This window comes from Bradyrhizobium genosp. SA-3, assembly GCF_004212635.1.
Taxonomy (GTDB): domain Bacteria; phylum Pseudomonadota; class Alphaproteobacteria; order Rhizobiales; family Xanthobacteraceae; genus Bradyrhizobium.
In genome coordinates this window covers 64,424-89,340 of the sequence record NZ_PSRT01000013.1, presented here as the reverse complement: position 1 = coordinate 89,340, position 24,917 = coordinate 64,424, and the positions used below count along the sequence as shown (strand labels likewise).

24 protein-coding genes and 1 pseudogene are annotated in these 24,917 nt (G+C 64.7%); 6 read left to right on the top strand and 19 right to left on the bottom strand.

Annotated elements, in window-relative coordinates; all coding sequences use genetic code 11:
* Positions 1-79: 79 nt before the first annotated feature.
* Both CWO91_RS06490 and CWO91_RS06485 read right to left on the bottom strand, forming a co-directional pair.
* Positions 80-1,177 carry a quinone-dependent dihydroorotate dehydrogenase gene (locus tag CWO91_RS06490; protein WP_130212716.1) on the bottom strand — a complete coding sequence of 366 codons (1,098 nt, stop codon included), beginning with the start codon at positions 1,175-1,177 and terminating at the stop codon, positions 80-82.
* A complete protein-coding gene (locus CWO91_RS06485) occupies positions 1,174-1,518 on the bottom strand; it encodes a DUF952 domain-containing protein (protein ID WP_130212715.1) in 345 nt (114 codons plus the stop codon). The genes CWO91_RS06490 and CWO91_RS06485 overlap by 4 nt, the downstream gene beginning before the upstream one ends.
* Positions 1,519-1,794: 276 nt before the next feature.
* Here CWO91_RS06485 and CWO91_RS06475 point away from each other — a divergent pair, with 276 nt between their 5' ends.
* Together CWO91_RS06475 and CWO91_RS06470 are read left to right on the top strand one after the other, a co-directional pair.
* Positions 1,795-2,448 carry a S24 family peptidase gene (locus CWO91_RS06475; RefSeq protein WP_130212713.1) on the top strand — a complete coding sequence of 218 codons (654 nt, stop codon included), beginning with the start codon at positions 1,795-1,797 and terminating at the stop codon, positions 2,446-2,448.
* 135 nt (positions 2,449-2,583) lie between these two features.
* A complete protein-coding gene (locus tag CWO91_RS06470) occupies positions 2,584-3,336 on the top strand; it encodes a carbonic anhydrase (protein ID WP_130212712.1) in 753 nt (250 codons plus the stop codon).
* A gap of 283 nt (positions 3,337-3,619) precedes the next feature.
* On the opposite strand, the gene CWO91_RS06465 is transcribed toward CWO91_RS06470, so the two are convergent.
* The 5 genes from CWO91_RS06465 to CWO91_RS06445 form a co-directional block, all read right to left on the bottom strand.
* Complete coding sequence (locus CWO91_RS06465) at positions 3,620-5,263, bottom strand: lysine--tRNA ligase (RefSeq protein WP_130212711.1); 1,644 nt, start codon at positions 5,261-5,263, stop codon at positions 3,620-3,622.
* A gap of 213 nt (positions 5,264-5,476) precedes the next feature.
* A complete protein-coding gene (locus CWO91_RS06460) occupies positions 5,477-6,412 on the bottom strand; it encodes a transporter substrate-binding domain-containing protein (RefSeq protein ID WP_130212710.1) in 936 nt (311 codons plus the stop codon).
* Between the two features lie 196 nt (positions 6,413-6,608).
* Positions 6,609-7,199: an SCO family protein gene (locus CWO91_RS06455; RefSeq protein ID WP_130212709.1), complete on the bottom strand. Its 591-nt coding sequence runs from the start codon at positions 7,197-7,199 to the stop codon at positions 6,609-6,611.
* A gap of 23 nt (positions 7,200-7,222) precedes the next feature.
* The gene (locus CWO91_RS06450) at positions 7,223-7,417 is read right to left on the bottom strand and encodes a hypothetical protein (RefSeq protein ID WP_130212708.1); all 195 of its coding nucleotides are present in this window, start codon (positions 7,415-7,417) and stop codon (positions 7,223-7,225) included.
* A gap of 108 nt (positions 7,418-7,525) precedes the next feature.
* Entirely contained in the window at positions 7,526-8,047 is a 522-nt protein-coding gene (locus tag CWO91_RS06445) for a hypothetical protein (RefSeq protein ID WP_165405264.1), read from the bottom strand.
* 265 nt (positions 8,048-8,312) lie between these two features.
* On the opposite strand from CWO91_RS06445, the gene CWO91_RS06440 reads away from it, so the two are divergent.
* The gene (locus CWO91_RS06440; RefSeq protein WP_130212707.1) at positions 8,313-9,971 is read left to right on the top strand and encodes an FAD-binding dehydrogenase; all 1,659 of its coding nucleotides are present in this window, start codon (positions 8,313-8,315) and stop codon (positions 9,969-9,971) included.
* 37 nt (positions 9,972-10,008) lie between these two features.
* On the opposite strand, the gene CWO91_RS06435 is transcribed toward CWO91_RS06440, so the two are convergent.
* The 4 genes from CWO91_RS06435 to CWO91_RS44085 all read right to left on the bottom strand — a co-directional run bounded on the left by CWO91_RS06435 (position 10,009) and on the right by CWO91_RS44085 (position 13,976).
* On the bottom strand, positions 10,009-10,314 hold the full coding sequence (locus CWO91_RS06435; RefSeq protein WP_130212706.1) for a hypothetical protein: 306 nt from the start codon (positions 10,312-10,314) through the stop codon (positions 10,009-10,011).
* A 44-nt stretch (positions 10,315-10,358) separates the two neighbouring features.
* Entirely contained in the window at positions 10,359-12,467 is a 2,109-nt protein-coding gene (locus CWO91_RS06430) for a methyl-accepting chemotaxis protein (RefSeq protein ID WP_130212705.1), read from the bottom strand.
* 505 nt (positions 12,468-12,972) lie between these two features.
* Positions 12,973-13,632 carry a PAS domain-containing protein gene (locus CWO91_RS06425; protein ID WP_245471141.1) on the bottom strand — a complete coding sequence of 220 codons (660 nt, stop codon included), beginning with the start codon at positions 13,630-13,632 and terminating at the stop codon, positions 12,973-12,975.
* Positions 13,548-13,976: a PAS domain-containing protein gene (locus CWO91_RS44085; protein ID WP_245471140.1), complete on the bottom strand. Its 429-nt coding sequence runs from the start codon at positions 13,974-13,976 to the stop codon at positions 13,548-13,550. Before CWO91_RS44085 ends, CWO91_RS06425 begins: the two co-directional genes overlap by 85 nt.
* 212 nt (positions 13,977-14,188) lie before the next feature.
* Here CWO91_RS44085 and CWO91_RS06420 point away from each other — a divergent pair, with 212 nt between their 5' ends.
* From CWO91_RS06420 to CWO91_RS06410, 3 genes are all read left to right on the top strand, one after another.
* Positions 14,189-15,112: a PHB depolymerase family esterase gene (locus tag CWO91_RS06420; protein WP_165405267.1), complete on the top strand. Its 924-nt coding sequence runs from the start codon at positions 14,189-14,191 to the stop codon at positions 15,110-15,112.
* 115 nt (positions 15,113-15,227) lie between these two features.
* Positions 15,228-15,578, top strand: coding sequence for a RidA family protein (locus CWO91_RS06415; RefSeq protein ID WP_027575148.1), 351 nt, complete (start codon positions 15,228-15,230; stop codon positions 15,576-15,578).
* A gap of 113 nt (positions 15,579-15,691) precedes the next feature.
* Positions 15,692-16,069: a nuclear transport factor 2 family protein gene (locus CWO91_RS06410; protein WP_130212704.1), complete on the top strand. Its 378-nt coding sequence runs from the start codon at positions 15,692-15,694 to the stop codon at positions 16,067-16,069.
* Positions 16,070-16,172: 103 nt separating this feature from the next.
* Here the strand turns inward: CWO91_RS06410 and CWO91_RS06405 are convergent.
* The 8 genes and pseudogenes from CWO91_RS06405 to CWO91_RS06370 all read right to left on the bottom strand — a co-directional run bounded on the left by CWO91_RS06405 (position 16,173) and on the right by CWO91_RS06370 (position 24,894).
* Positions 16,173-17,020: pseudogene (locus CWO91_RS06405) on the bottom strand (amidohydrolase family protein).
* 3 nt (positions 17,021-17,023) lie between these two features.
* Positions 17,024-18,001 carry an aldo/keto reductase gene (locus CWO91_RS06400; RefSeq protein WP_130212703.1) on the bottom strand — a complete coding sequence of 326 codons (978 nt, stop codon included), beginning with the start codon at positions 17,999-18,001 and terminating at the stop codon, positions 17,024-17,026.
* Between the two features lie 108 nt (positions 18,002-18,109).
* On the bottom strand, positions 18,110-19,042 hold the full coding sequence (locus tag CWO91_RS06395) for a sugar-binding protein (RefSeq protein ID WP_165405263.1): 933 nt from the start codon (positions 19,040-19,042) through the stop codon (positions 18,110-18,112).
* A 95-nt stretch (positions 19,043-19,137) separates the two neighbouring features.
* Entirely contained in the window at positions 19,138-20,220 is a 1,083-nt protein-coding gene (locus CWO91_RS06390) for an ABC transporter permease (RefSeq protein WP_165405262.1), read from the bottom strand.
* Entirely contained in the window at positions 20,220-20,978 is a 759-nt protein-coding gene (locus CWO91_RS06385) for an ATP-binding cassette domain-containing protein (protein WP_130212700.1), read from the bottom strand. The genes CWO91_RS06390 and CWO91_RS06385 overlap by 1 nt, the downstream gene beginning before the upstream one ends.
* 12 nt (positions 20,979-20,990) lie before the next feature.
* Positions 20,991-22,313: a xylose isomerase gene (gene xylA / locus CWO91_RS06380; RefSeq protein WP_130212699.1), complete on the bottom strand. Its 1,323-nt coding sequence runs from the start codon at positions 22,311-22,313 to the stop codon at positions 20,991-20,993.
* A complete protein-coding gene (gene xylB / locus CWO91_RS06375) occupies positions 22,314-23,768 on the bottom strand; it encodes a xylulokinase (protein WP_130212698.1) in 1,455 nt (484 codons plus the stop codon).
* Between the two features lie 82 nt (positions 23,769-23,850).
* On the bottom strand, positions 23,851-24,894 hold the full coding sequence (locus CWO91_RS06370; protein WP_130212697.1) for a LacI family DNA-binding transcriptional regulator: 1,044 nt from the start codon (positions 24,892-24,894) through the stop codon (positions 23,851-23,853).
* Between the last annotated feature and the right edge of the window lie 23 nt (positions 24,895-24,917).

The following is a 24,917-nucleotide window of genomic DNA, read 5'->3' as shown; positions in this document are numbered from 1 at the left end:
GGGGGAACGCGAGATGTTCATGTCCCGGACTCGCTGCAGCACGCAGTGATGCTGCGCAGAACCGGGGCACGGGACCGCCTTACATCCCCGGCCAGTCTTCCGCCGTGAGCGTCGCGGCATCCGCGCCGACGATCTCGGAGAGCGAATCCCGCCCCGTGCGGAGCAGCGTCGACGTCAGGTCGCGCTTGATCTCGTCGACGAGACCGAGACCCTTGTAGACCAGCGACGAATAGAGCTGGATCAGGCTGGCACCGGCGCGGATCTTGGTCAACGCAGCCCCGCCCGAATCGACCCCGCCGACGCCGATCAGCGGGAATGCGCCCTCGACGCGCACATAGGTCTCCGCGACCATGCGCGTCGACAGGCGGAATAGCGGCCGTCCGGACAGACCGCCCTGCTCCCTGGCGCGCATTTCCTCGCGCAGCGTGCTCGGCCGCGCGATGGTCGTGTTGGACACGATCATGCCGTCGACCCGGCGCGAGCGCGCGACCTGCACGACGTCGTCGAGCTGGGCGAGGCTGAGGTCAGGCGCGATCTTGAGCAGCACCGGCGTGTCGCCGGCCTTCTGCCGCACCCGCTCGCGCGCGTCGATCACCCTGGCGAGGAGATCGTCGAGCAATGCGCCTTCCTGCAAATTGCGCAGGCCCGGCGTGTTCGGCGAGGAGACGTTGATGGTGAAATAGCTCGCGACCGGCGCAAAGGTCTCGATCAGCTTGACGTAGTCGCCGACGCGATCGGGTGAATCCTTGTTGGCGCCGACATTGACGCCGACGATGCCGCCGTGCTGCGCGCGCGCAGCTAACCGGCGCAGGACGAGGTCCGCGCCGTCATTGTTGAAGCCCATGCGGTTGATGACGGCCTCGTCGCGCTCCAGACGGAACAGCCGCGGCCGCGGATTGCCGGCCTGGGGTTTCGGCGTCACCGAGCCGATCTCGACGAAGCCGAAGCCGAGCCGCAGCAGCGCATCCGGCACCTCGGCGCTCTTGTCGAAGCCCGCGGCCATGCCGATCGGATTGGGGAAGTTCAGCCCGAAGGCGCGCACCGCGAGCTTGGGATCGTCAGCGCGCGGCTTGACCGGCGGCAAAAAGCGCAGGCCCTGGATCGCGAGGCGATGCGCGTCTTCCGGATCGAGCCAGCGCAGCACCGGCAGCGAAAAGGCGTCGAAAGCGCGGATCACGGCAGCAGCTCCGGAACATCGTGGCTACCGTCGGAGCGGATGTTGAGGTTCATCACCGCGATCACCGCGCCGAGATCGAGCTCGCTATAGAGATGCGGAAACAGCTCGTCATTGCGCGAGCGCTCCCAGCGCAATTCGCTGCCGAGCGCATCGCCGTCGACCTCGACCAGGAACAGCGCGCGCTGCCCGGCATAGTGCTTGCGCAAGGTCTCGGGAACCTGGGCCGCGGTCGAGAAATGGATGAAACCGTCGCGCGCATCGTCCGCGCTGCCGCGGTAGACACCCTGCCGTTCCGCCTCGCGCCAGGCCGAGGCTGGACAGATTTTGTAGATCTTGACCACTGCTCTTTGAGTCTTTTGGGTTTTTTCGTCTCTCGCGGGTCCTTAAAACCCGGGCGCGACCGTAGAGGCGGCCCCTGCCGAACTCAAGACCTAGAGCCTTTTCCGTTCCGATGAAATCGGAACGAGGCTCTGGATTCCTGCTTTGACGCGTTTTCTTGACGCGAACCGGTACCCACTTCGCTTGAAAACGCTTTCCCCCGCCGCCTCTTGCACGGAAAGCGGAAAACCGGTTGATTTGAGGATAGTTTTCCTGAGTTGCGACGGGCTGGACCTTCCATGGTCAAACAGGCCAAAGCGCAGAGGATGCTAACTCACGACCAGATCTGGGTCGCGCTGGATCGGCTGGCCGCGCGCGCCGGGCTGTCGCCGTCCGGCCTTGCCAAACGCGCCGGGCTCGATCCCACCACCTTCAACAAGTCCAAGCGCGTCACCTCCGACGGCCGCGAGCGCTGGCCCTCGACCGAATCGATCGCGAAGGCGCTGGCGGCGGCCGGCTCCTCGATCGACAGCTTTGCGAGGCTGATCGACGAGGACGCCGACGACGGTCGCTCGGTGCCGCTGCTCAGCTTCGCACTCGCCGGTGCCAGCGGCGCTTTCGACGAATCCGGCTTTCCAACGGGCAAGGGCTGGACCGAAATCGCGCTTCCCACCGCCGAGGACGGCCACGCCTTTGCGCTGGAGATTTCCGGCGATGCGCTCCAGCCTGCCTATCGCAACGGCGATATCATCCTGGTCTCGCCGGGCACGCCGATCCGCAAAGGCGATCGCATGGTGGTGAAGACCAAAGCAGGCGAGGTGACGGTCGCGACGCTGAAGCGCCGCACGGCGAAGGCGCTGGACTTGCAGCCGCTCGATGTGTCACGGGCGGAGCGGACGATCGCGATGAGCGACGTCGCCTGGATCGCGCGGATCGTCTGGGCGAGCCAGTGATTGCGTCCCGCCCGGCGGTGGCCACGCGATGACATCTCCCGCGCCGCGATTCGCCGCGGGCGACCTTGCGACTCACCGGCCCCCTCGCATAGGTTGCGCACCGATTGCCGATCACATTCATCTCGGGGGGATACGATGAATCGCCGTCACGCATTGAAGGCCCTGGCGGGTCTTGCGCTCTGTCCGCTCTGCAAGCCGGCCTTCGCCGCCGAAGGCGTGCATTGGAGCTATGAGGGCGCCGGCGGTCCGGCCAAATGGGGTGATCTCGACGCGGCCAACAAGGCCTGCGCGGTCGGCCTGCAGCAATCGCCGATCGACATCGAGGGCGCGATCAAGTCGCAATTGCCCGTTCTGAAGCTGAACTGGGGCAAGAGCGCCGACACCATCGTCAACAACGGGCACACGATCCAGCTCAACTTCGCCGAGGGCAGCACGCTCATGCTCGGCAACGTCAAGTACAAGCTGCTTCAGGTGCACTTCCACCGGCCGAGCGAGCACATGATCGGCGGCAAGAATTTTTCGATGGAGGCGCATTTCGTCCATCGCAACGATGCCGGCGGACTCGCCGTGGTCGGCGTGCTGATGGCCGAAGGCAGGCCGAACGCAGCCTTCGGCAAGATCGTCAAGACCATGCCGGCCGCCGAAGGTCCTGCGGTGAAAGCCGACGCGACCATCGATCCTCACGCCATGCTGCCGCAGCGGCTCAGCTATTTCCGCTATCCCGGCTCGCTGACGACGCCGCCCTGCTCGGAGGTGGTCGAATGGCTGCTGCTGACCGACCCGATCCAGGTGTCGGCAACTGATGTCGCCGCGTTCGCAAAGCTCTATCCGATGAACGCGCGCCCGGTGCAGAAGGACAACCGGCGTTACGTGCTGCGCTCGATCTAGGCAGGCGTCACTCAACCGCCGTCGTCCCGGCGAAGGCCGGGACCCATACTGCGTGATCTATCCGAACGCCGGAGTCGTTGTACCGACGGAGGCACGACTACGAATCTTCGCCTCACCTCTCCCTGTGGTTATGGGTCCCGGCCTTCGCCGGGACGTCGGTGGGAGAGAGTTGTGCCTGCAATGAAGACTTGTAACCCGGATGGAGCGAAGCGCAATCCGGGACCGTTGGCGCCGCTCGTGAAGATCCCGGATTTCGCTGCGCGCCATCCGGGCTACAGGTTTCTCACGCGCTCCGCGCCAGTGCGCCGTCGATCATGTTGACCGCGTTCTGGATGCCGTACACCGCGACGAAGGAGCCGAAGCGCGGGCCTTTCTCCTGGCCGAGCAGCACCTGGTAGAGCATGTTGAACCAGTCGAGCGTGACGCCGGGGCGCCCGTCCTTGCCCTTCTTGACCTGGTCGAGGAACGGCTCGCGGCGGCCGACCTCGTAGACGACGTTCTGGATGTCCTCGGCCGATGCGTCCTGCGGCAGTTGCGACAGCGCATCGCGCAGGTCCTGTAGCGCGGCGCGCTCTGTGTCCGTGGGCACGCGGAACTGCTTCGTGGGCGCGACGAAGTCGCGGTAATAGTTGATGGCATAGCCGACCATGGCATCCAGCTTCGGATGCGTCTGCGGGCTCACGCCGGGGCGGTAGCGGCCAATAAAACCCCACAGCGTCTCGGCATTCTCCGCGTTCGACGACGACACCAGCGTGAGCAGGAGCTGGAAGGTGACGGGCATATCGCCCTTCGGCGGCTTGCCGTTGTGGATGTGCCAGACCGGATTGCCGAGCTGCTGCTTGCCGTCCTGCTTGGCAAAGCCGTCGATGAATTGCTGGTAATCGTCGACATTGCGCGGGATGACGTCGAAATACAGCCGCTTGGCCGCCTTCGGCTCGCGATACATGAACAGCGACAGCGATTCCGGCGAGGCGTAGCGCAGCCATTCGTCGATCGTGAGGCCGTTGCCCTTGGACTTCGAGATCTTCTGGCCCCTCTCGTCGAGGAAGAGCTCATAGTTGAAGCCTTCGGGCGGCGTGGCGCCAAGCGCCCGCGCGATCGCGCCGGACAGCTTCACGGAGTCGATGAGGTCCTTGCCGGCCATCTCGTAGTCGACGCCAAGCGCGACCCAGCGCATCGCCCAATCCGCCTTCCATTGGCATTTGACGTTGCCGCCGGTCACGGACGTCTCGACTTCCTGGTTGGTATCAGGGTCGACATAGGTCACCGTGCCGGCTGCGACGTCGCGGCGGATCATCGGCACTTGCAGCACGACACCCGTCGTCTTGCTGATCGGCAGGAACGGCGAATAAGTGGCGCGGCGATCGGGGCCAAGCGTCGGCAGGATGATGGCCATGATCTTGTCGTAGGCGGCCAGCATCTTGAGCAGCGTCGCATCGAAGCGGCCCGATGTGTAGTAATCCGTCGAGCTGGCGAACTCGTAGTCGAATCCGAAATGATCGAGGAAGGCGCGAAGCCGCGCATTGTTGTGGTGCCCGAACGACGGGTGTTCGTTGGAGAACGGATCCGGCACCCGCGTCAGCGGCTTGCCGAGATGCGCGGCCAGCATGTCCTTGTTGGGGACGTTGTCGGGCACCTTCCGAAACCCGTCCATGTCGTCGGAGAAGGCGAGCAGGCGCGTCTTGATCTTGTCCTCGGTCAGCACGCGGAAGGCATGCCGCACCATTGAGGTGCGCGCGACCTCGCCGAACGTGCCGATATGCGGCAGGCCGGAGGGACCGTAGCCGGTCTCGAACAGCACCTCGTCCTTCGGGCTTTTCTTCAGCCGCGCGACAATGGCCTTCGCCTGCTCGAACGGCCAGGCGTTGGATTGTTCGGCGAGCGCACGCAGGTCGCTCGGGTTCGCAGCAAGGTCGATAACGGACATCAGGGGCCTCCGGGCCGCGGAAAATAGCGATTTCCGGGCAGAATGCAATTTTGTGGGCGGTATTGCCTCTTGCACCGTCATTGCGAGCGAAGCGAAGCAATCCAGACTGTCACTGCGGAAACAGTCTGGATTGCTTCGTCGCATCAGCGCAAAATTGCTACGCAATTTTGTCGCGAGCTCCTCGCAATGACGGCGGAGGGCGCAGCGACCGGCTTAAAACGGGCTCACCGAAAAATACCGCAGCCACAGATCGGTGTAGCGGCCTTTTTCCCAGACGCGGAACAAGGCCCAGTTCAGGGCCTGGCGCAGCACGTCGTTGCCCTTGCGCACGGCGATGCCAATGCCCTCGCCGAAAAAGCGGCTCTCGACGAAGGGGCCGCCGGAGAAGCCGCAGCAATCGCCGGAATCGGTGCCGTTGATCCAGAACGCGAGCGAGATGGCGTCGCCGAAGATGAAATCGACCTCGCCCTTGCGTAAAGCGCTGCGGAGCGCATCGTCATTGGGATAGGCATGCAGCTCGGCGTCGGTGAACATCGCCTTGAGATACGCCTCGTGCGCGGAGCCGGCGATGACGCCGACCTTCTTGCCTTCGAGATATTCGGGCCGAATCTCCGGCATCACCGCGTCCTTGCGCGAGGCGAAACGCGCCGGCACCCGGTAATAGGGATCGGTGAAGTCGACGCGGGCGCGAAGCTGCGGGCTCACCGCCATCGAGGCGATGATGGCATCGCCCCGGTTCGAGGTGAGCGCGTCGACCAGGGTCTCGAAGCGGCGCATCTGCACCGTGCAGGTGACCTTGATCTCGTCGCACAGCGCCCGGGCGAGGTCGACGTTGAAGCCGGCGGGATTGCCGTCGGCGCCGGTGAAGTTGAACGGCGGATAGTCGGTCTCGGTCAGGAAACGGATCACGGTCAGGCGCGACAGGTCCGGCCGCTCCGGCCGGCGCCGTGGGTCCCAGAAGCCCGGCACGGCCTGTGGGGCGGCCTGAGGCGCGGTTTGCGGCGTGGCCTGGGGCGCCGTAGGCGGCCGCTTGGCTGGTGTCTGGGCGTTCGTGGCGCCTGTCCCTGCGAGCAGGCAAGCACCGACGGCCAGCCCCATCAGCAAGCCACGGGCAGATTTCGACGATTTCGCCTGTTGCGATGGAGCCATCGGCCGGAAATGAACGAATTGCGTTGAGATCGGAAGGCCTTATAGACCATTCGGCCCGGAACGCGAGCCGGAATGTGGTCAAGCGGTCGTCATGCCCGGGCTTGTCCCGGGCATCCACGTTCTTTGTCCCGCATCTTAAGGCGTGGATGGCCGGGTCAAGCCCGGCAATGACGGCTGAGGAGCGACCGAGCTCTTCTCAGAGATACCGCTTCAACTCGGTCGCCGCTTCTTCCGGCGTCCGCTTCAAATTGAACGGCGAGACGAAGCGGCCGTCGCGGTCCATCAGATAGACCAGCGCGGTGTGGTCCATGGTGTAGTCGCCGTCCTTGGTCGGGACCTTCTTGGCGTAGACACGGTAGGACGTGATCACCTTGGCGACCTCGGCGGGATCGCCGGAGAGGCCCTCAAGATGCGGATCGAAGCTCGTCAGATAGTCCTTCATCGCCGCCGGCGTGTCGCGCTCGGGGTCGACCGAGATGAAGATGGCATTGACCTTGTCGGCCTCCTTGCCCATCGCACGCAGCACTTCCGAGATCTCGAACAGTGAGGTCGGGCAGACGTCGGGGCAATGGGTGTAGCCGAAGAAGATCAGGGTCGGCTTGCCCTTCAGGGTCTTGTCGGTGACGGCCCTGCCGTTCTGGTCGGTGAGCTGGAACGGGCCGCCGATCGCGGCCGGTTGCGCCACCTTGCTCACCCCGCCCATGGCCCAAAACATGATCAGCAGCCCGACAATGAGGCTTGCGGCGAAGGCGGTTGCGATCACCAGCGGACGGGCGATGGGGCTCATTGTCGGAACACTTCCTATCGGGATCAGAAGCAGGCGGCGAAGCCGGTCCTGATCATTTCGAAGAACACCTGGGTGCCGTAATGGAACCAGAGCGCGAGGGCGCCGACCACGACGAGCGCGCCGAGACCTGCGCCCGCCCACAGCAGCACGGACGGCATCCGGCCGGCAGTGGGCGAATTGTCCGATACAGGATGAGCCGGATGCAGTGGTTGAGCCATAGCAATGATCGGGGCGAAGGCCCCGGTTCCCAGGCTTTCAGATAGGCTTTGGGCCGCCCGCGGACAAGACGCCCGCGTCGGCCCAAGGATCCCATCATGCTGCGAAGATCAGTGAAGCAGTTGGCCCCGAGCGGATTCGAGCTGCTCCGCTTGTGGGAGAGATCGGCGCGACGGCCTGTTGGTCGAGGCTTGCGCGTCCAGGTAGCAGGGCTTGTACATGGCCTCGAGCTGCTTGCCCCTCAGGAAGAGCATGCGTGGGGTAAGTCCGCCCCGCTGGCCGATCCAGCGCCTCACCTGTGAGGGATACATCGCATAGAGCATCTGGGTCGCTTCGGGATTGGTGATGGCGCGGCCGTTGCTGCCGAAATCCCAGGCGGCGTGGAAACCGAGCGTTGCATGCGAGGTCACGCAGATGCGGTCGCGTGGGATGGCGCCGAGGACGATGGTGCACGCGGAGGCGCAGAGGCCGTCGATAATGACGGTTTCGCCTGACTGACGCAGGTCCTGGTACTTGTCGACGTAGGTTCCGATCCTGCCGCCGCGGTCATCCGCGATACGAACCACTGCGTGAGAAGCCCCCATGCCGGCGATCAGCAAAATCACCGCAAGCAACCCCGTCAGAAACTTCATTGTCCCCCGCCCCAGTCGTATTCGAATCTGCGTGTCAGGTGGTGATGCACAGCTAGCGTCTGTCGACTCTGCGGTTTTGTCTAGGCGCGCCGGCTCTGTCAAAACAAATTCAAATACAGTGTTGCGTCCGCGCTGCACTCGGCTGGTCTCTATCCCGAAGTGGAACAAGTTAATGTTGTCTTACGGGCCGCACCCTTGATCTCAGTTGCAACCGCTGGCTTCAATCCGGGTAACTACCGGGGGGAACCCGTGGAGGGGGAGATACATGGCGGAAGAAACTGACGTCATCGTCGTCGGCGCGGGACTATCGGGCCTCGTGGCCGCAGCCGAGATCGCCGACGCGGGCAAGCGCGTGATCGTGGTCGACCAGGAGGGCGAGCAATCGCTCGGCGGCCAGGCGTTCTGGTCGTTCGGCGGATTGTTCCTGGTCAATTCGCCGGAGCAGCGCCGGCTCGGCATCAAGGACTCCTACGAGCTCGCGCTCCAGGACTGGATCGGCACCGCCGGCTTCGACCGCGACGAGGATTTCTGGCCACGGCAATGGGCCGAGGCCTATGTGGCGTTCGCGGCCGGCGAGAAGCGCGACTGGCTGCGCGCCATGGGCCATCGCATCTTTCCCGTGGTGGGCTGGGCCGAGCGCGGCGGCTATGACGCGATGGGCCACGGTAATTCGGTGCCGCGCTTCCATGTCACCTGGGGCACCGGTCCCGGCATCGTCGAGCCATTCGCGCGCCGCGCGCGCGAAGCCGCCCGAAGCGGCCGGCTGACCTTCAGGTTCCGCCATCGCGTCGATGCGCTCTCCATCACCAACGGCACCGTGGATGGCGTCAGCGGCGCCGTTCTCGCCCCCGACACTATCGAGCGGGGCAAGAGCTCGTCACGCAACGTCGTCGGCGAGTTTGCGTTGAAGGCGCAAGCCGTGATCGTCGCCTCCGGCGGCATCGGCGGCAATCATGAGCTGGTGCGGCAGAACTGGCCGAAGCGGCTCGGCGAGCCGCCGAAATTCATGATCTCGGGCGTGCCCGAGCATGTCGACGGCCGCATGATCGGCATCACGGAAAAGGCTGGCGCGCGGCTGATCAATCGCGACCGCATGTGGCATTACGTCGAGGGCATCCAGAACTGGAATCCCATCTGGCCGCGCCACGGCATCCGCATCCTGCCCGGCCCGTCCTCGATGTGGTTCGACGCCACGGGCACGCGGCTGCCGGCGCCGCTCTTTCCCGGCTCCGACACGCTCGGCCAGCTCAAATACATCATGTCGACGGGATATGATTATTCCTGGTTCATCCTGACGCAGAGCATCATCAAGAAGGAGTTTGCGCTGTCGGGCTCGGAGCAGAACCCCGACCTCACCGGCAAGAGCTGGCGCATGACCTTGCGCCGCGCCACCAACAAGGGCGCGCCGGCGCCGGTGGAGGCGTTCAAAAGCCACGGTGTCGACTTCATCGTGCGCGACAAGCTCGATGAGCTCGTTGCAGCCATGAACGAGCTCGCCGGCAGCGATCTCCTCAGGTTCGAGCACATCAAGATGCAGATCGAAGCGCGCGACCGCGAGATCGCCAACCCCTACGTCAAGGACGCGCAGGTGATGAACATCCACAATGCGCGCCGCTATATCGGCGACAAGCTGATCCGCACCGCCTCCCCGCACAGAATCCTGGATCCCGCACATGGGCCGCTGATCGCGGTGAAGCTCAACATCCTCACCCGCAAGACGCTGGGCGGATTCGAGACCGATCTCGAGTCGCGCGTGTTCGGGGAAGAGGGCAGCGTCATCCCCGGCCTCTATGCGGTCGGCGAAGCCGCCGGCTTCGGCGGCGGCGGCGTGCACGGCTACCGCTCGCTGGAGGGTACTTTCCTCGGCGGCTGCCTGTTCTCGGGACGCAATGCCGGCCGCTCCGCGGCGAAGGCGGTGGGGTGACCGACGAGGCTGGCGGGTGCGCGGCAGCGCACCTGCCTCAGCCGCGGCGAAGCATCTCCTGCAACAGGCGTTCGGTCAGCGAGAGCTGATCGAGCCGCAGAGACAACAGCTCGTTCAGCTCGGCCATGTGGGCTCGAAGTCGCTCGGCCTCCTCCGGTCTGTCATCGAGATTTCGGACAAGGTCGCCGAGTGCCCTGAGACATTGCTGCATCGTCACGATGCCTTGCCGCAGCGACTTGCAGTCTCTCCTGGTGCTGGCGACCAGGCTGATTTGGCCGAGCGGCAACGCGATGACGTTATCGAGCGCGCCCGCCAGCGCTTCTTGCGTGATTCGATCGGCCATCGCGTTCCCTCATGCGGTACTGGCAGGATACTCGTCTCTTCGTGTCAGGCCGCGCGGACCGTGGTCAGGAACTGCTCGACCTCGGAGTGCAATCGGGCGCTGTCCTTCGACAGCATTTGCGCCGAAGCAAGCACCTGGGTTGAAGCCGAACCAGTCTCCGCTGCCCCGTGCTTCACATCGCTGATGTTGGCTGCGACCTGATCGGTGCCTTGCGCCGCCTGCTGGATGTTGCGGGCAATCTCCTGCGTCGCCGCTCCCTGCTCTTCGACTGCCGATGCAATCGCCGAAGAAATCTCCGAGATCCTGCCGATTGTTCCGCTGATCTCCTTGATCGCGACCACCGACTCCTGGGTGGCAGCTTGAATGTCGGCAATCTGATGACCGATCTCTCCGGTCGCCTTCGCTGTCTGCTCGGCCAGCGCCTTGACCTCGGACGCAACCACGGCAAAGCCGCGCCCGGCTTCGCCGGCTCGCGCCGCTTCGATCGTGGCGTTCAGAGCGAGCAGATTGGTCTGCCCCGCGATCGTGTTGATGAGTTCGACGACGTCGCCGATGCGGGTGGCCGCCTGCGACAGCTTGTTGACCCGATCATTGGTCCTCTGCGCCTGCTCCACCGCCGCGCCGGCAATTCTGGCGGCGTCCTGCACCTGGCGGCTGATTTCGGTCACCGATGAACTCATCTCTTCGGTGGCGGAGGCAACCGACTGAACATTGGTCGACGCTTCCTCGGAGGCGGCAGAGACAACGCTCGAGAGCTCCTGGGTGTTCTCCGCGGTCTTGCTCAGGGTCCGGGCCGCCGCTTCGAGCTCGGTCGATGAGGACGACAGCGTCTTCACGATGTCGCCGACCGCGTCCTCGAACTGACCCGCGAGCCTGTGCATGTCGGCCTTGCGTTGAGCGGCCGCGCGAGCCTCCATTTGTGCCTGCTCGGCGCGCAGTCGATCGGCCTCGATCATGTTGTCTTTGAACACCTGGACGGCATTGGCCATCTCGCCGACCTCGTCGGTGCGACCCACGCAGGGAACGTTCGTGGAGGTGTCGCCGCCGGCGAGCTTGCCCATGGCAAGGGTCATCCCCCGGATCGGGGCGGCGATCGAGCGGGACGTGAACAATGCGATTATCCCGCCGAGGCCGACGCCTGCGGCCAACAGGGTCCACAGCACCAGCTTCAGCAGCGAGATGCTCTCCTGCACGCCCCGCGTCTCCTCGACGAGCATCCGCTTCTGATTGGACTTGATGCCTCCCGAGCGGGTGCCGTCGACGCCCTTGGGCCCGTCCAGCAGGTCGAGAATCCTTGCGGCGCGCGGCGCGGCTTCGGTCACCAGCAGGTAAACCGGCGCGTTCCAGTCCCGGGATTCGCGAAGCGCGAAGATCCTTTCATAGAGGGGCGCGAACTCGCTTTTCGCCTTTGCGATCTTATCGAAGGACGCCTGTTGCGAGACGGTGAGCAGGTCCTTTCGCGCATTGACTCCGGCATAGCCTCTCTCAAACGCCTCCCACGGCCTCACGAATTTTTCCTTGTCGGTCTTTTCGCCCGAGAGCAGGTACATCCGGAGCTGGGCCGTGGCAGCGGCAAAATTGCCCCGCGTATCCGCCATCGCCTTGAGCAATTTCTTCCGCTCCGACGTGGCTTCCTGTGCCTCCTCCTGATCGATCATCTTCGTGATCTCGGAGAAAATCACGTCTGCGCGCGGGCCGGCCTCGCTGACCATGAGCTTGGTCGCGGGATAGGCGTCAGGGGTGAAAGCAATCGCTTCGGCCTTGTCCTGCGCCGCGCGAAACTCGGCGAGCAGCAGCTTGGCTTGCTCCCACTTTTGCCTGTTCTCGGGATTGGTGAACTGCGCCGCCTGCTCGTCGAACGCAGCTACTGTCCTATCCATCTCCTTCCACATCGACATGCGATCGAGCTTGCCTTGCGGATTCCCGCTCAGCAAATAGCCGCGCAGGCTCGCGAGCGTGGAATAGAGATTGCCGATCAGCTCGGTGCTCGCCAGCGCGACCGGCGTGCGCAGGTTCGTCATGCGATTGACCGTCGTTGAAATGCGCCCGACCTCGAACATAGTGTAGCCGACGGAAAGCGCGATGATGGCGCAGACTGCAGCAAATCCTGCGATCAACCGGCCACCGATACGAAATTTGAAATAAGAAGACATTGGCAAATACTCCGCAGCTATGGCCTAAGACGTCGCATGAAAATTCCCGCGTGGACGATGCCGCAGACCGAAACGATCGTTTGACATGACCAGATCGGGCGATACCCCACCATTCCGATCGCGACAGCATTGGTGCGCCCGCTGGCAATGATCCCGGATCGGTCGAAGCGCGTGCCGCTAGAACAATCCGGACGATGATGCAGCGCCCCGTTACCCCGCTACTACCGTCAGTTTCACGTCCTACCGACTCTGACTTGGACGTGTACGGGTAAGGTGACCAAAAATTGCTTATCGCGGCATTAAGAAAAATTTGTTCGCGAGGTCTCTCAACGCGCAAAAATTGCGCGCGACTTCTGCAGCCGGAATTAAAGTGCGAGGCCTTGCCGATTTTGTTGCCTCTCAACCGACAGAGCGCTGCGCCAACATCAAAACTGGTGCGAAGCGGACCCGATCTCACTCGATCTGCGCAAAGAACGATGGCTGCCGCGATTGGCTGCTTTGACGATCATCTTGGTCTCACGCCAGGTTTTCCGGCTCCGAAGATGAGCTCGATGCCCGCAGACGAGAGCGCGTCGCAAAGAATCGTCAATGTCTCGTCGGGCAGTCGCAAGAGACCGTTCTGCTCCTCAAGCCGGCGAATCACGGCAGCAGAAATCCCGGTTCGCGCGGCGAGCTGTTTCACCGACCAGTTCAGCATGCCGCGGGCCGCGCGCAATTGCGTCCCCGTCAATCTCGACGGCGCGGCCTGTTGGATCGAGGGTCGCTGCTGGTTCACGTCCGTGGAGATTCCCAACCATTCCCGAATACCGCCATCCGCGTCCGGGATCGGCACAGCCCTGCAATGGTACCAGCGGTAGGAGCCATCGGACTGGCGCAGCTGATGCTCGACATCATAGGGCTGTCCCGTTTCGACGGCGGCCGCCCAGATCCGCAACGCCGTTTCGCGCTCCTCTTCGGGAAGCAGATCGAGCCAGCCTTTGCCGAAGAACCGGTGCGCGTCCGGCTTGTTCTCCGCATTCAAGAGCGCAGTAATCCGGCCGTCCTGACTGCCGACCCACAGCAATCCGCCCGCGACCTGCATCATCGCCGCGTAACGACCCGCATCTGTCTTGAGAGGCTGCAGCGATCTGCGTTGTTCGGTGATGTCGATGGCGACGCCGACCACGCATTCCGGCGCGCGGCGGAGTTCAAAAAAGTCTCGGACTGGATACGGATCCAGCGCAGTGCACGATTCGGCCGGATGATGCGAAACTCGCCGTCGAGCAAAGACCAGTCGAAGGCCAATTCGCGTGGATCGCGCTGCGGACGGCGATCCTCCGGATGAATTCGTCTCTCGATTTCCGCATAGCTGGGCGCGACGGCATCGGGATCGAGGCCCAGCAGGCCGTAGAAGCCACGCGACCACTGCATCCGGCCTTCAGCATCGCAGCGCCAGACGCCAGTCCCAAATTTTTCTTCAAAAAGACGAAGTATCTCTGAAGGGTCGAGGTAGTTTTCCAGGTGGCGCAATTCAGCCTCCTGTCGTGAAAATTAAATCTCATCTATTAATTGCAGTCTATCTCACTTCCGCTCGTTGACGCAGCTCAATTCGCGATTGCTGCAAGATATTTGTGCAATCCAGCGGTATATATACATGCGGTCGAAGGTCGCGCCGAGATCTTGAACTTGGTTACGTGCGTCGAAGCGACTAAACGCCATCGATGGTACTGATCATGGCCTGGATGATACGAGCCGCCCTGCACGTTGCCCCGTTCTGGCTGGCGATGATCTGCTGCTTCTCTCCTGCATCGGCCGACACTGTCGACGTCAACGGCGTGAAGCGCTCCTACACCGCGCAGCTGCCGGCGAAAAAGCCGGCACCGCTCGTCATCGTGCTGCATGGTAAGACCCAGCGCGGTGCCGACATGGTCGCGCGCACGGCGTGGCCGCAGCTTGCCAAGCGCGAGGGGCTGGCGGTCGTCTTTCCGGACGGACTCAACCACGCCTGGGCCGATGCGAGGACCAAGGCGGGACCCGCGCTCCGCGGCCCACCCGAGGGCACCGATGACGTCGCGTTCATCACAAACCTGGTCGAGAAGCTGGTGGCCGACGGCACGGCCGATGCGAAGCGCATCTACGTGAGCGGCATCTCCAACGGCGGCGCCATGGCGATGACGCTGGTTTGCGCCCGCGCCGATCTGTTCGCGGCGGGTGCGAGCGTGATCATGAACCTCACCGATGAGGCCGCCGTCACCTGCCATCCGTCGCGACCGTTGCCGATGCTGCTCATGAACGGCACCGCCGATCCGCTGGTGCCCTATGAGGGTGGGCGCGGATCGAGCTATTATGCCGCAGACGGGTTCTGGTCGACCGACGAGACGCTGGCGTTCTGGCGCAAGCTCAACGGCTGCGAGACCGATGACGCCGGGGTGACCGAGATGCCCGACAGGGCGCCCGCAGACCAGTCCACCGTGACACGGATCAGCTCGCGCTGTCCGACCGGGCACGACGTCGTGCTCTATCGCATCAACCATGGCGGCCACCGCATGCCCGGATTTGCACCGGACGCGCGTTTCCCGAAAGTCGCGAGGAGCCTGCTCGGATCGCAAAACGGCGACATCGACGGCGCCGAGACGATCTGGGCTTTCTTCAGTCAGTTTCCGTGAACGACGCATGCATTGCTGGGCAACGCATGCGTGCCAGGCAACGCATGCGTGCCTGGGGTGGCAGAGCGCGGATCGCTGGGCTAGACAGGGCCGCCCTTCCACCAGGAGACCCCAAATGAGCATTCAGCGTTTTGAAACCGGCCCGCGCATGAGCCAGGTCGTCGTGCACGGCAACACCGTCTATCTCGCCGGCGTCGTCGCGAACAAGGCCGCCGGCGAAAGCGTGACGAAACAGACCCAGGACATCTTGGCGACCATCGACGGTCACCTCGCCAAGGCCGGCACCGACAAATCGAAGCTGCTCTCGGCTACGATCTACATCACCGACATGAAGACGTTCGGTGAGATGAACGCGGTGTGGGACGCCTGGGTCTCGCCCGGCAATACGCCGGCCCGCGCTACCGTCGAAGCCAAGCTGGCGGCGCCGCAATATACCGTCGAGATCATGGTGACCGCGGCGAAGTGACGCTCGCATGAGATTATGCGTGCGCCGATGACCTCCCAGGTAATCGATCGGCGCGCGCATTCCTTCGATAGTCAGGTCAGCCGGACAACACGGCGCCATCGAAGGAGAGCACCATGACCGACCCCATCACCATCGCCCGCCGCTACATCGAGCTCTGGAACGAACGCGCCGCCGGCCGCCGCCGCGAGCTGCTCAGCGAGAACTGGACGGCGGATGCGAACTATGTCGATCCCCTGATGAAGGGCGACGGCCAGGACGGCATCGACGCCCTGATCGCAGGCGTGCAGCAGCGCTTTCCCGATTTCAGATTCAAGCTGATCGGCGAGCCCAACGGCTACGGCGATCATGTGTGCTTCCACTTACGTTTTTCCTGGGGACTTGGTCCCGACGGCGTCGACAGCCCGATCAAGGGCACGGATTTCGCCGTGCTGAAGGACGGCCGGATCAGGAGCGTGACGGGATTCCTGGACCAGGTGCCCGCGGGGGCGTGAGGCGGGCACACCGCAAAATCGGTGGTCGTCCCGGCCTAGTGCGCAATTGCGCACTAGGCCGGGACGACACCGTTGCTAAGCTGCGATCTTTGCACCCATTACATCATGCTTGCGCCAACCGATACGCCGTCCGCGCATTCACACCAAACGCCTTCTCCCTCAACTGCGGACCGAGCTTCATCAAGCACGCTTCCAGCGCGCACTTGATCTCGCCGTAGCTGCCCGCAAGCAGACACACCGGCCAGTCCGAGCCGAAGATCAGGCGATCCTCGCCAAAGCATGTCGCGGCATGCTGAACGAACGGAAACAGACGCTCCGCATCCCAATCGCTCCAGACCGCTTCAGTCGCCAGGCCTGAAATCTTGCACCAGACATTGCCGCAGGCGGCGAGGGCTTTGATGCGATCGGCCCATTCGTCGCTTCCGCCATCGGCGATCGGCGGCTTGGCGGCGTGATCGAGCACGAAGCGTGCTTGCGGGAAGGCCTGCGCGGTTGCGATGGCCGAGGGCAGCTCGCGGGTGCGGACGAGGAGATCGTAGGCGAGATCGCGGGCGAACACCGCCGTGAGACCGCGCTGGACGTCCTCGCGGAGCAGCCAATCCGGATCGGCCTCGTCGTGCACCTGGTGGCGGATGCCGACCAGCTTGTCGCCACCGGGGGAGGCTCGAAGGCGATGAAGCGTTTCGTCAAGCGCCCCGTCCGTCAGATCAGCCCAGCCGACGACACCGACGACAGAGGGCGTCGCATCCGCGATGCGCAAGAATTCCTCGGTCTCCTCCAGCGCGGAGCGGCATTGCACCATGATGCTGGCGTCGATGCCGTTTGCTTTCAGCAATGGTGCGAGATCGCCAGGACCGAAGGCACGGCGGATCGGCGTGAGCTCATCCGCCTCCATCCAGGGATAGTCGCGCGCGCCGGATCCCAGAAATGCTGGTGGCCGTCGATGATCATGGCTCACGCTCCGCCCGGCAGCGGCGCGCGCGCATCGACGAGATTTCGTGCGCGCAGCTCGTGCCAGAAGGCCTGCGGCACCACCGCCTCCGACAGCGCGATGTTGTCGGCGACTTCCGCGGCATTGCGCGCGCCCAACACGGCGACCGTCACGGCCGGATGGGCCATGCAGAACTGAAGCGCTGCAGCCTTCAGCTCCGTGCCATGCTTGCGGCAGAGCGCGTCGAGTTCGAGCGCGCGCGCGACGAGCGCCGAATCGGCGTCCTGATAATTGAACTTCGCGCTCGTGTGCGGATTGGCCAGGATGCCGCTGTTGTAGATGCCGCCGAGCAGGATGCCGATGTTCCTGGCCTGGCAGGCCGGAAACAACGCATCCAGCGCGCCCTGATCGAGCAGCGTGTACCGGCCGGCGAGCAGGAAGCAGTCGACCGGCACGGCGTCGGCAAAGCGGAGAGGCATCTCCGACTGGTTCATTCCGGCGCCGATCGCCTTGACCGTGCCGTCCTCGCGCAGGCGCTGCAGCGCGCGGAAGGCGCCCGCGACGGCATCGTCATAATGATCGTCGGGATCATGCACGAGCAGGACGTCGACGCGGTCGAGCCCGAGCCTGGCGAGGCTTTCCTCCACCGAGCGCATCACGCCGCCATGGCTGAAATCGAACACCGGCCGCTCGCGCGGCGTGCCCTTGTAGTGCTCGTCCTCGGCGGCAGCGCCCTCGGGCGCGCGCAAGAGACGGCCGACCTTGGTCGAGATCGCATAGGATTCGCGCGGCTGCTGCCGCAGGAACGCGCCCAGCCGCCGCTCGGCCAAACCAAAGCCGTAAAGCGGCGCGGTATCGAAGAAGCGCACGCCGAGGGACCAGGCACGTTCAATCGTTGCTTGTGCATCGGCATCGCTGACGGGAGTGAACAATCCGCCGAGCGGAGCGGAACCGAGGCCGATTGAGGTGACGTCGAGAGAGCCGAGGCGCGACCGTTTCATTCCCATTGCCTTCCAAGATTCTTCTTCCAACGGTCCAAATCATCTCCCCCGCTCGCGAAAACCGCAAGCGGGGGAGGCAGGCAGGAGCGCGGGGCTGGCGGCGCGCTCCTACTTCAACATCTGCGCAACGTTGTCCTTGGTCACGAGATCGAGGCCGGTGTAGACGATCTCCGGCACCTTCTCGCCCTTCTTGATGGCGAGCAGCGTGTCCATCGCCTTCTCGCCCATCTCGAACGGGCGCTGGCCGACCAGCGCATTGGCATAGCCGTCGCGCAGCAGCTCGAGCTGCATCTTGAGCGTATCGGCAACCACCAGCGTGAACTTGCCTGAATCGATGTCCTTCTTGTTCCTGGAGGCGAACGCCTTGAAGCCTTCGGGCGCGAACATCGGCCAGCCGCCGATGGGAACGATGGCGGCGAGGTCCGGCGTTGCGGTGCGCATATCCGTCATCTGCTGCACCGCCAGCGCGGGATCGTCGTTGCTGAAGGTCGGCGAGCCCGCGACTTCGGTCCATTTCGAGCCCTTCAGCGCCTCGCGGACGCCGTCGACGCGCTCGGCGAGGTTCTTGGCGCCGGGACCGCCCGAGACCATCGCGTATTTGCCGCCGTCGGGACGCATCTTCAGCAATTGCTTGCCGAGGGCCAAGCCGAACTCCTTGTTGTTGGTGCCGATATAGGCGATGCGCTTGGAGCCCGGTGCATCGGCATCGAAGGTGATGACGGGAATGCCGGCGGCGGTTGCCGCCTCGATCGACTTGGTCATGGCGGCGACGTCGGCGACCGAGATGGCGAGACCGTCGACCTTCTGCGTGACGAAGTCCTGGATGATCTGGGCCTGCGTCGCCGGCTCATGCTCGACCGGACCCTTGTAGATGCACTCGATATTGCCGAGCTCCTTGGCGCGCTTCAGGCAGCCGTCGCGCGCGAAGTCGAAGAACGGATTGTTCATCGCCTTCGGCACGATGACAAAGCGGTAGTTCGCAGCGAACGCCGGCGTTGCCATCATTGCAACAGCGATGCCGGCAAGAAGAAGTTTCCTCATTGTCTCCTCCACCCTCTCTTGCGCCTGTCCTCTTGAGATTCGTCCGGGAAGCGGACAGGCGACATTTTCGTTGCCTTCCCGAAAACGACGTCACCTCAGATCATCCGCGAGCGCACGCGATCGACCAGCACGGCCAGGATGATGATCACGCCCACCAGCGTCTGCTGCCAGTAGGAGCTGACCTGGGCCAGCACGAGGCCGTTGCGGATCACCTCGAGCAGCACGCAGCCGACGATGGCCCCCAACGGACCGCCGATGCCGCCGGCGAGGTTGGCCCCACCGATGACGGCCGCCGCGATCACGTTGAGCTCGTAGGATGTCGCCATGTTGGCGGGCGCCGATCCGAGCCAGCCGGAAATGATGATGCCCTGGAGCCCCGTCGCGAGCGCGCAGATCACGTAGACCTCGATCTTCACCCGCACCACCGGAATGCCGGTGAGCTCGGCCGCCTTCTCGTTGCCGCCGAGCGCGAAGACGTGGCGGCCGAATGAGGTGTGGTGCAGCACCACGGCCATCGCCAGCGCGAGGATCACGAGATAGATGAAAGGCACGGGCACGCCGAGCACGTCACCGGAGGTAGCTGCGTAGAAATAATCGGCGTCCGGTCCGCCCGGAAAGCTGCCGCGGCCGTTGGAGACGACATAGCCGAGCCCGCGCACGATCGAGAGCATGCCGAGCGTGGTGACAAAGGGCGACAGGCCAAGCACGGCGATGCAGAAGCCGTTGACGAGGCCGGCGACCAGCGCGACGCCGAGGCCGGCGAGGATCGAGACCAGCAGGATCAGCCCCGGCACGTTGGCGAGCACAGTCTTGCCGTCGGCCGCCATGTGCACGAACAGCGAGCCCGCCGGCGATCCAGGCGCCGACAGCTCGGTCATCACCATCGAGGTGATCATGGCGGAGAAGCACATCATGGAACCGACCGAGAGGTCGATGCCGCCGGTGATGATCACGAAGGTGACGCCCAGCGTCGCAATGGCGATGAAAGAGAAATTCTTCGCCACGTTCTGCATGTTGCCCTCGGTGAAGAAATACGGGCTGGCGAAGTTCATGATCACCAGCAGCACCGCCAGCGCGAGCAGGACATAGCCGGTCTGGGAGGCGAAGATGCCGCGCTGCCACCATCTGATCCGGCCGATATTGGTGAAGCTGATCGGAGATTCCATGGGCATGGCCATCACGCCGCCTCCTTCGCGCCGGTGATGAGAGCGGTGACCTCCTCAGGGGAGGTCTCGTGGATCGGCTTGTCGGCGCGCTTCTCGCCGCGGCGCATGACGACCACGCGGTCACACACCGCGAACACGTCGGGCATGCGGTGCGAGATCAGCATCACGGCGACACCCTGCTCCTTCAGCCGGTGGATCAGGCCGAGCACCTGCTCGACCTGACGCACCGAGATCGCGGCGGTCGGCTCGTCCATCATCACCAGCCGTGCATTGGAGAGCCGCGTCCGCGCGATCGCGACCGCCTGGCGCTGGCCTCCGGACATCTGCTTGACGAGATCATCGGGGCGCGTCTCCGAGCGCAACTCGCCGAACAGCTCCAGCGCGCGCGCCGCCATCGCCTTGTGGTCGAGCAAGGCAATGGGTCCGAATTTGCGCTTCAGCTCGCGGCCGAGGAAGACGTTGGCGGCCGCGGTCAGATTGTCTGATAGCGCAAGGTCCTGGTAGACGACCTCGATGCCGACGGCGCGGGCATCGACCGGCCGGTTGAAGTGGACCGTGCTGCCGGCAAAGCGGATCTCGCCATGGCTGGGGCGGAAATTGCCAGCGATGATCTTGACCAGCGTCGACTTGCCGGCGCCGTTGTCGCCCATCAGGCCGACCACCTCGCCCGGATAGACCTGCATGTCGACGTCATGCAGCGCGCGGATCGCGCCGAACTCCTTACCGATGCCGGTCAGTTCCAGGACCGGGGTCGCGTCAGCATTTGCCATCAGCGGACTTCCTCAGACGTAGCGGTTGACCAGGGATTCCAGATATTCCTGCCGGCCCGAGCGCGGCTGCGGGTCGAAGCCGGGGCCGAGCGCACGGTCGGCGAGATCGGCCAGCGAACGCTGGCCGCCGAGAATGGCCCGGCCCTCGGGTCCGGCCCATCCTTCGTAACGCTTCGCAAGCGGCGTGGTGAGCGCGCCGGCATCGAGCATGTCGGCGGCGGCGAGGAACGCCCGCGCGCAGGCATCCATCGAGCCGACATGGGCATGGATCAGATCGTCAGGATCGATCGACTGACGCCTGATCTTGGCATCGAAATTGAGCCCGCCCGTGGTGAAGCCGCCGCGGTTCAGGATCTCGTGGAACACCAAGGCGAGCTCCGGCACGTTCATCGCGAACTGGTCGGTGTCCCAGCCGAGCAGATCGTCGCCGCGGTTGATGTCGAGCGAGCCGAACACGCCGAGCGCCTCGGCGAGCGCGACCTCGTGATGGAACGAGTGGCCGGCGAGGATGGCGTGGTTCTGCTCGATGTTGAGCTTGACGTCCTTCCGGAGATCGTAGCGTTCGAGAAAGCCGTAGCAGGTGGCGACGTCGAAGTCGTATTGATGCTTGGTCGGCTCCTTCGGCTTCGGCTCGATCAGGATCGGACCCTTGAAACCTATCCTGTGCTTGTGCTCGACGACCAGCGAGACGAAGCGGCCGAGCTGGTCGAGCTCGCGCTTGAGATCGGTGTTGAGCAGCGTCTCGTAGCCCTCGCGCCCGCCCCACAGCACGTAGTTCTGGCCGCCGAGCCGGTGCGTCACCTCCAGCGCGGCGCGAACCTGGCCGGCGGCATAGGTGAAGATCTCGGGGTCCGGATTGGTCGCGGCGCCCGCCATGTAGCGACGATGCGTGAACAGATTGGCGGTGCCCCAGAGCAGGCGGACCTTCGCGGACGCCATCTTCGCTTCGAACAGATCGGCGATCGCGTTGAGATTGGCGACGGATTCGCTAAGCGAAGCACCTTCCGGCGCCGCATCGACGTCGTGGAAGGTGAAGAACGGCACGTCGAGCAGGCGAAACAGCTCGAAGGCAACATCGGCCTTGGCCCGCGCCAGCACCATCGCATCATTGCCGTGGTGCCAGGGCCGCAGGAAGGTCTCACCGCCGAAGGGATCACCGCCCGGCCAGCAGAACGAATGCCAATAGCAGACCGCAAAGCGCAAGTGGTCCTCCAGCCGGCGGCCATGCACGAGGCGGTCCTTGTCGTACCAGCGGAAGGCGGGCGTGCTTTCCGCATCTTTGCCGGCAAAGGCGACAGGCGTGCTGGCCTCGAAGAATTTGGCTGACGCGTTCACTTAAGATGACTCCTTCAATGCGGGATAAAGCGCGCGCCACCGCAGATAGGCCTCGTCATAGGCCGCCGTGACGGACGGGCGGGGTGTGAAGCTGGCGAGCCGCCGCGGGGGTTTGCAGACCTCCGCGGGGTCTTCGCCGGTCGCGGCGATGCGGCCGAGCCGCGCAGCGCCGAGCGCGGCGCCCACTTCGCCTTCCTCGATTCGATGAACGGGAATGCCGAGCACGTCGGCGCAGATCTGTGCCCACAGCGGCGAGCGCGAGCCGCCGCCGACGAGATCGAGCTCGGCAAGCGGCCCGCTCGCTGAGCTCAGCGCCGCCAGATTGTCGCGCGCGGCAAAGGCGACGCCTTCGAGCACGGCCTGCACGATCTGCGCCCGCCCGGTCGCGCCGCGCAAGCCTACAAAGGCGCCGCTGGCGGCGGCATCGTTGTGCGGCGTTCGCTCGCCATCCAGGTACGGCAGGAAGGAGACGGGGCTCGGTGCGTCGACACGCTCGCCGAGCGGCGCCAAGAGCGCTGCGGCCGGCGTCTCCATCACGCCTGACAGCCAGGCGAGCGAGGCCGCTGCCGACAGCATCACCCCCATCTGGTGCCAGAGGCCCGCCAGCGCGTGGCAGAAGGCATGCACGGCCGAAGCAGGCGCCGGCGCGAACCGGTCGGTCACGCGGAAGATCACGCCCGATGTGCCCAGCGACAGGAAGGCATTGCCCGGCGCGATCGCGCCAAGCCCGATTGCGCTCGCCGCATTGTCGCCGGCGCCGCCGGCAACCACGACATTTCCGGTCATGCCCCAGCGCCGCGCCCATTCCGGCGCGAGCACCGCGCTCACTTCGCTGCCCTCGACGAGGCGCGGCATATGATGCAGATCGAGCCCGGTGGCATGCAGCAACAGGGCCGACCAGCGGCGCAGACCGACGTCGAGCCACAGCGTGCCGGCCGCGTCCGACATGTCTTCGACCATTTCGCCGGTGAGGCGATAGCGGACATAGGCCTTGGGCAGCAGCACCTTTGCCACGCGGTCAAAGATTTTCGGCTCATGCCGCGCGACCCAGAGCAGCTTCGGCGCGGTGAAGCCGGGCATGGCGAGATTGCCGGCGATCGCGTGCAACGACGGACAGCGCCGCTCCAGCGCGACGCATTCGGCCTGCGAGCGGCCGTCGTTCCAGAGAATGGCGGAACGCAGCGGCCGGCCGTCCTCGCCAAGTAGCGTCGCGCCGTGCATCTGGCCGGACAGCCCGATGCCGGCTACCCGCGCAACCTCGCGCGGATGGCGGGCGGCGAGATCGTCGACCGCGCCGATTGCCGCATCGACCCAGGCGTCCGGGTCCTGCTCGGACCACAGCGGCGCGGGATGCGACAGCACGAGCTCGCGCGCCGCCGTCGCGACAATCGCGCCGTCCTCGCTCACGAGCACCGCTTTCACACCGGACGTGCCGATGTCTACGCCGAGATACACGCCATCCTCCCTTTTGCCTGTCGCGGTGCGCGATCTTGACGTCGCGTTCACCGCAGCGGACCATTTCGAAATCCACCTGCCGCTAGGGCAGATTGTCCCGCATCACGATGTCGATCCTGATCTTCTCCTGTTCGCGCAAGATCGGCTCGCCGCGGGCGAGCGCGAGCAGAACGCGCACGGCCGCACGCGCTTCATGGCCAGGGTTCTGCGAGATCGCCGCATCCATCACGCCCTGCAACAGCAGCCGCCGTGTCAACGCGGTGACGTCGTGCCCGACGAACACCACCTGCTTGTCGCGGCCGGCATCGGTCAAAGCCTTGGCCACACCTTGCGTGCCGGCGCCGACATTATAAAGGCCGACAATGTCAGCATGCCTGCCGAACAGCCGCCCCAGCAATTGCTCCGAACGCTCGTCCTCGTCGCGCCCTTCCAGCACCGGCAGCATGCTAAGATCGGGGAATTCCGTCGCCATCACCTGGTTGAAGCCGAAGATGCGCTCGGCGTGGTCGCGCAGGCCCTGCGAGCCCGCGACGATCGCGACCTTGCCGGACCTCTGGCCGACCAGCCGCCCGACCAGCGCGCCTGCGGTGCGACCCGCAGCGATGTTGTCGATGCCGACATAATGATGGCGGCGCGAGGACGGCACGTCGGAGACCAGCGTCACCACCTTGGTGCCGGCATCGACGAGATCGTTGATGGCGGCGCGGACGCCTGGATGGTCCAGCGCCACCACGGCGATGCCGTCGTAATCGCCCGACAGCGCCTCCAGTGAGGCCGCGAGCGCGGAGGGGTCGAACACGTCGGTTGCGACCATCTCGACGCTGAGGCGGCGGGCCGACAGCCAGGCCGACATTTCGCCGAGATAGGCTTCGATTTGCTGCATGAACGGATTCGGCCCCGACGGCATCACGAAGGCGAAGCGCCGGACGCGGCTGCGGGCGAGCTCTGCGGCGGCGACGTGTGGCTGGAACGAATTGCGCTCGATCGCTTCCCTGACGCGCCGGACCGTGTCCGGCCGGACGCCCGGACGGTTGTGCAGGACGCGGTCGACCGTCGCGAGGCTGACGCCGGCCTCGCGGGCGATGTCCTTCAGCGTCAGCGCAGTCGGGGTGAGCGTCTCGGCCATGGCTGAAGGCTAGCAGAGGTGTT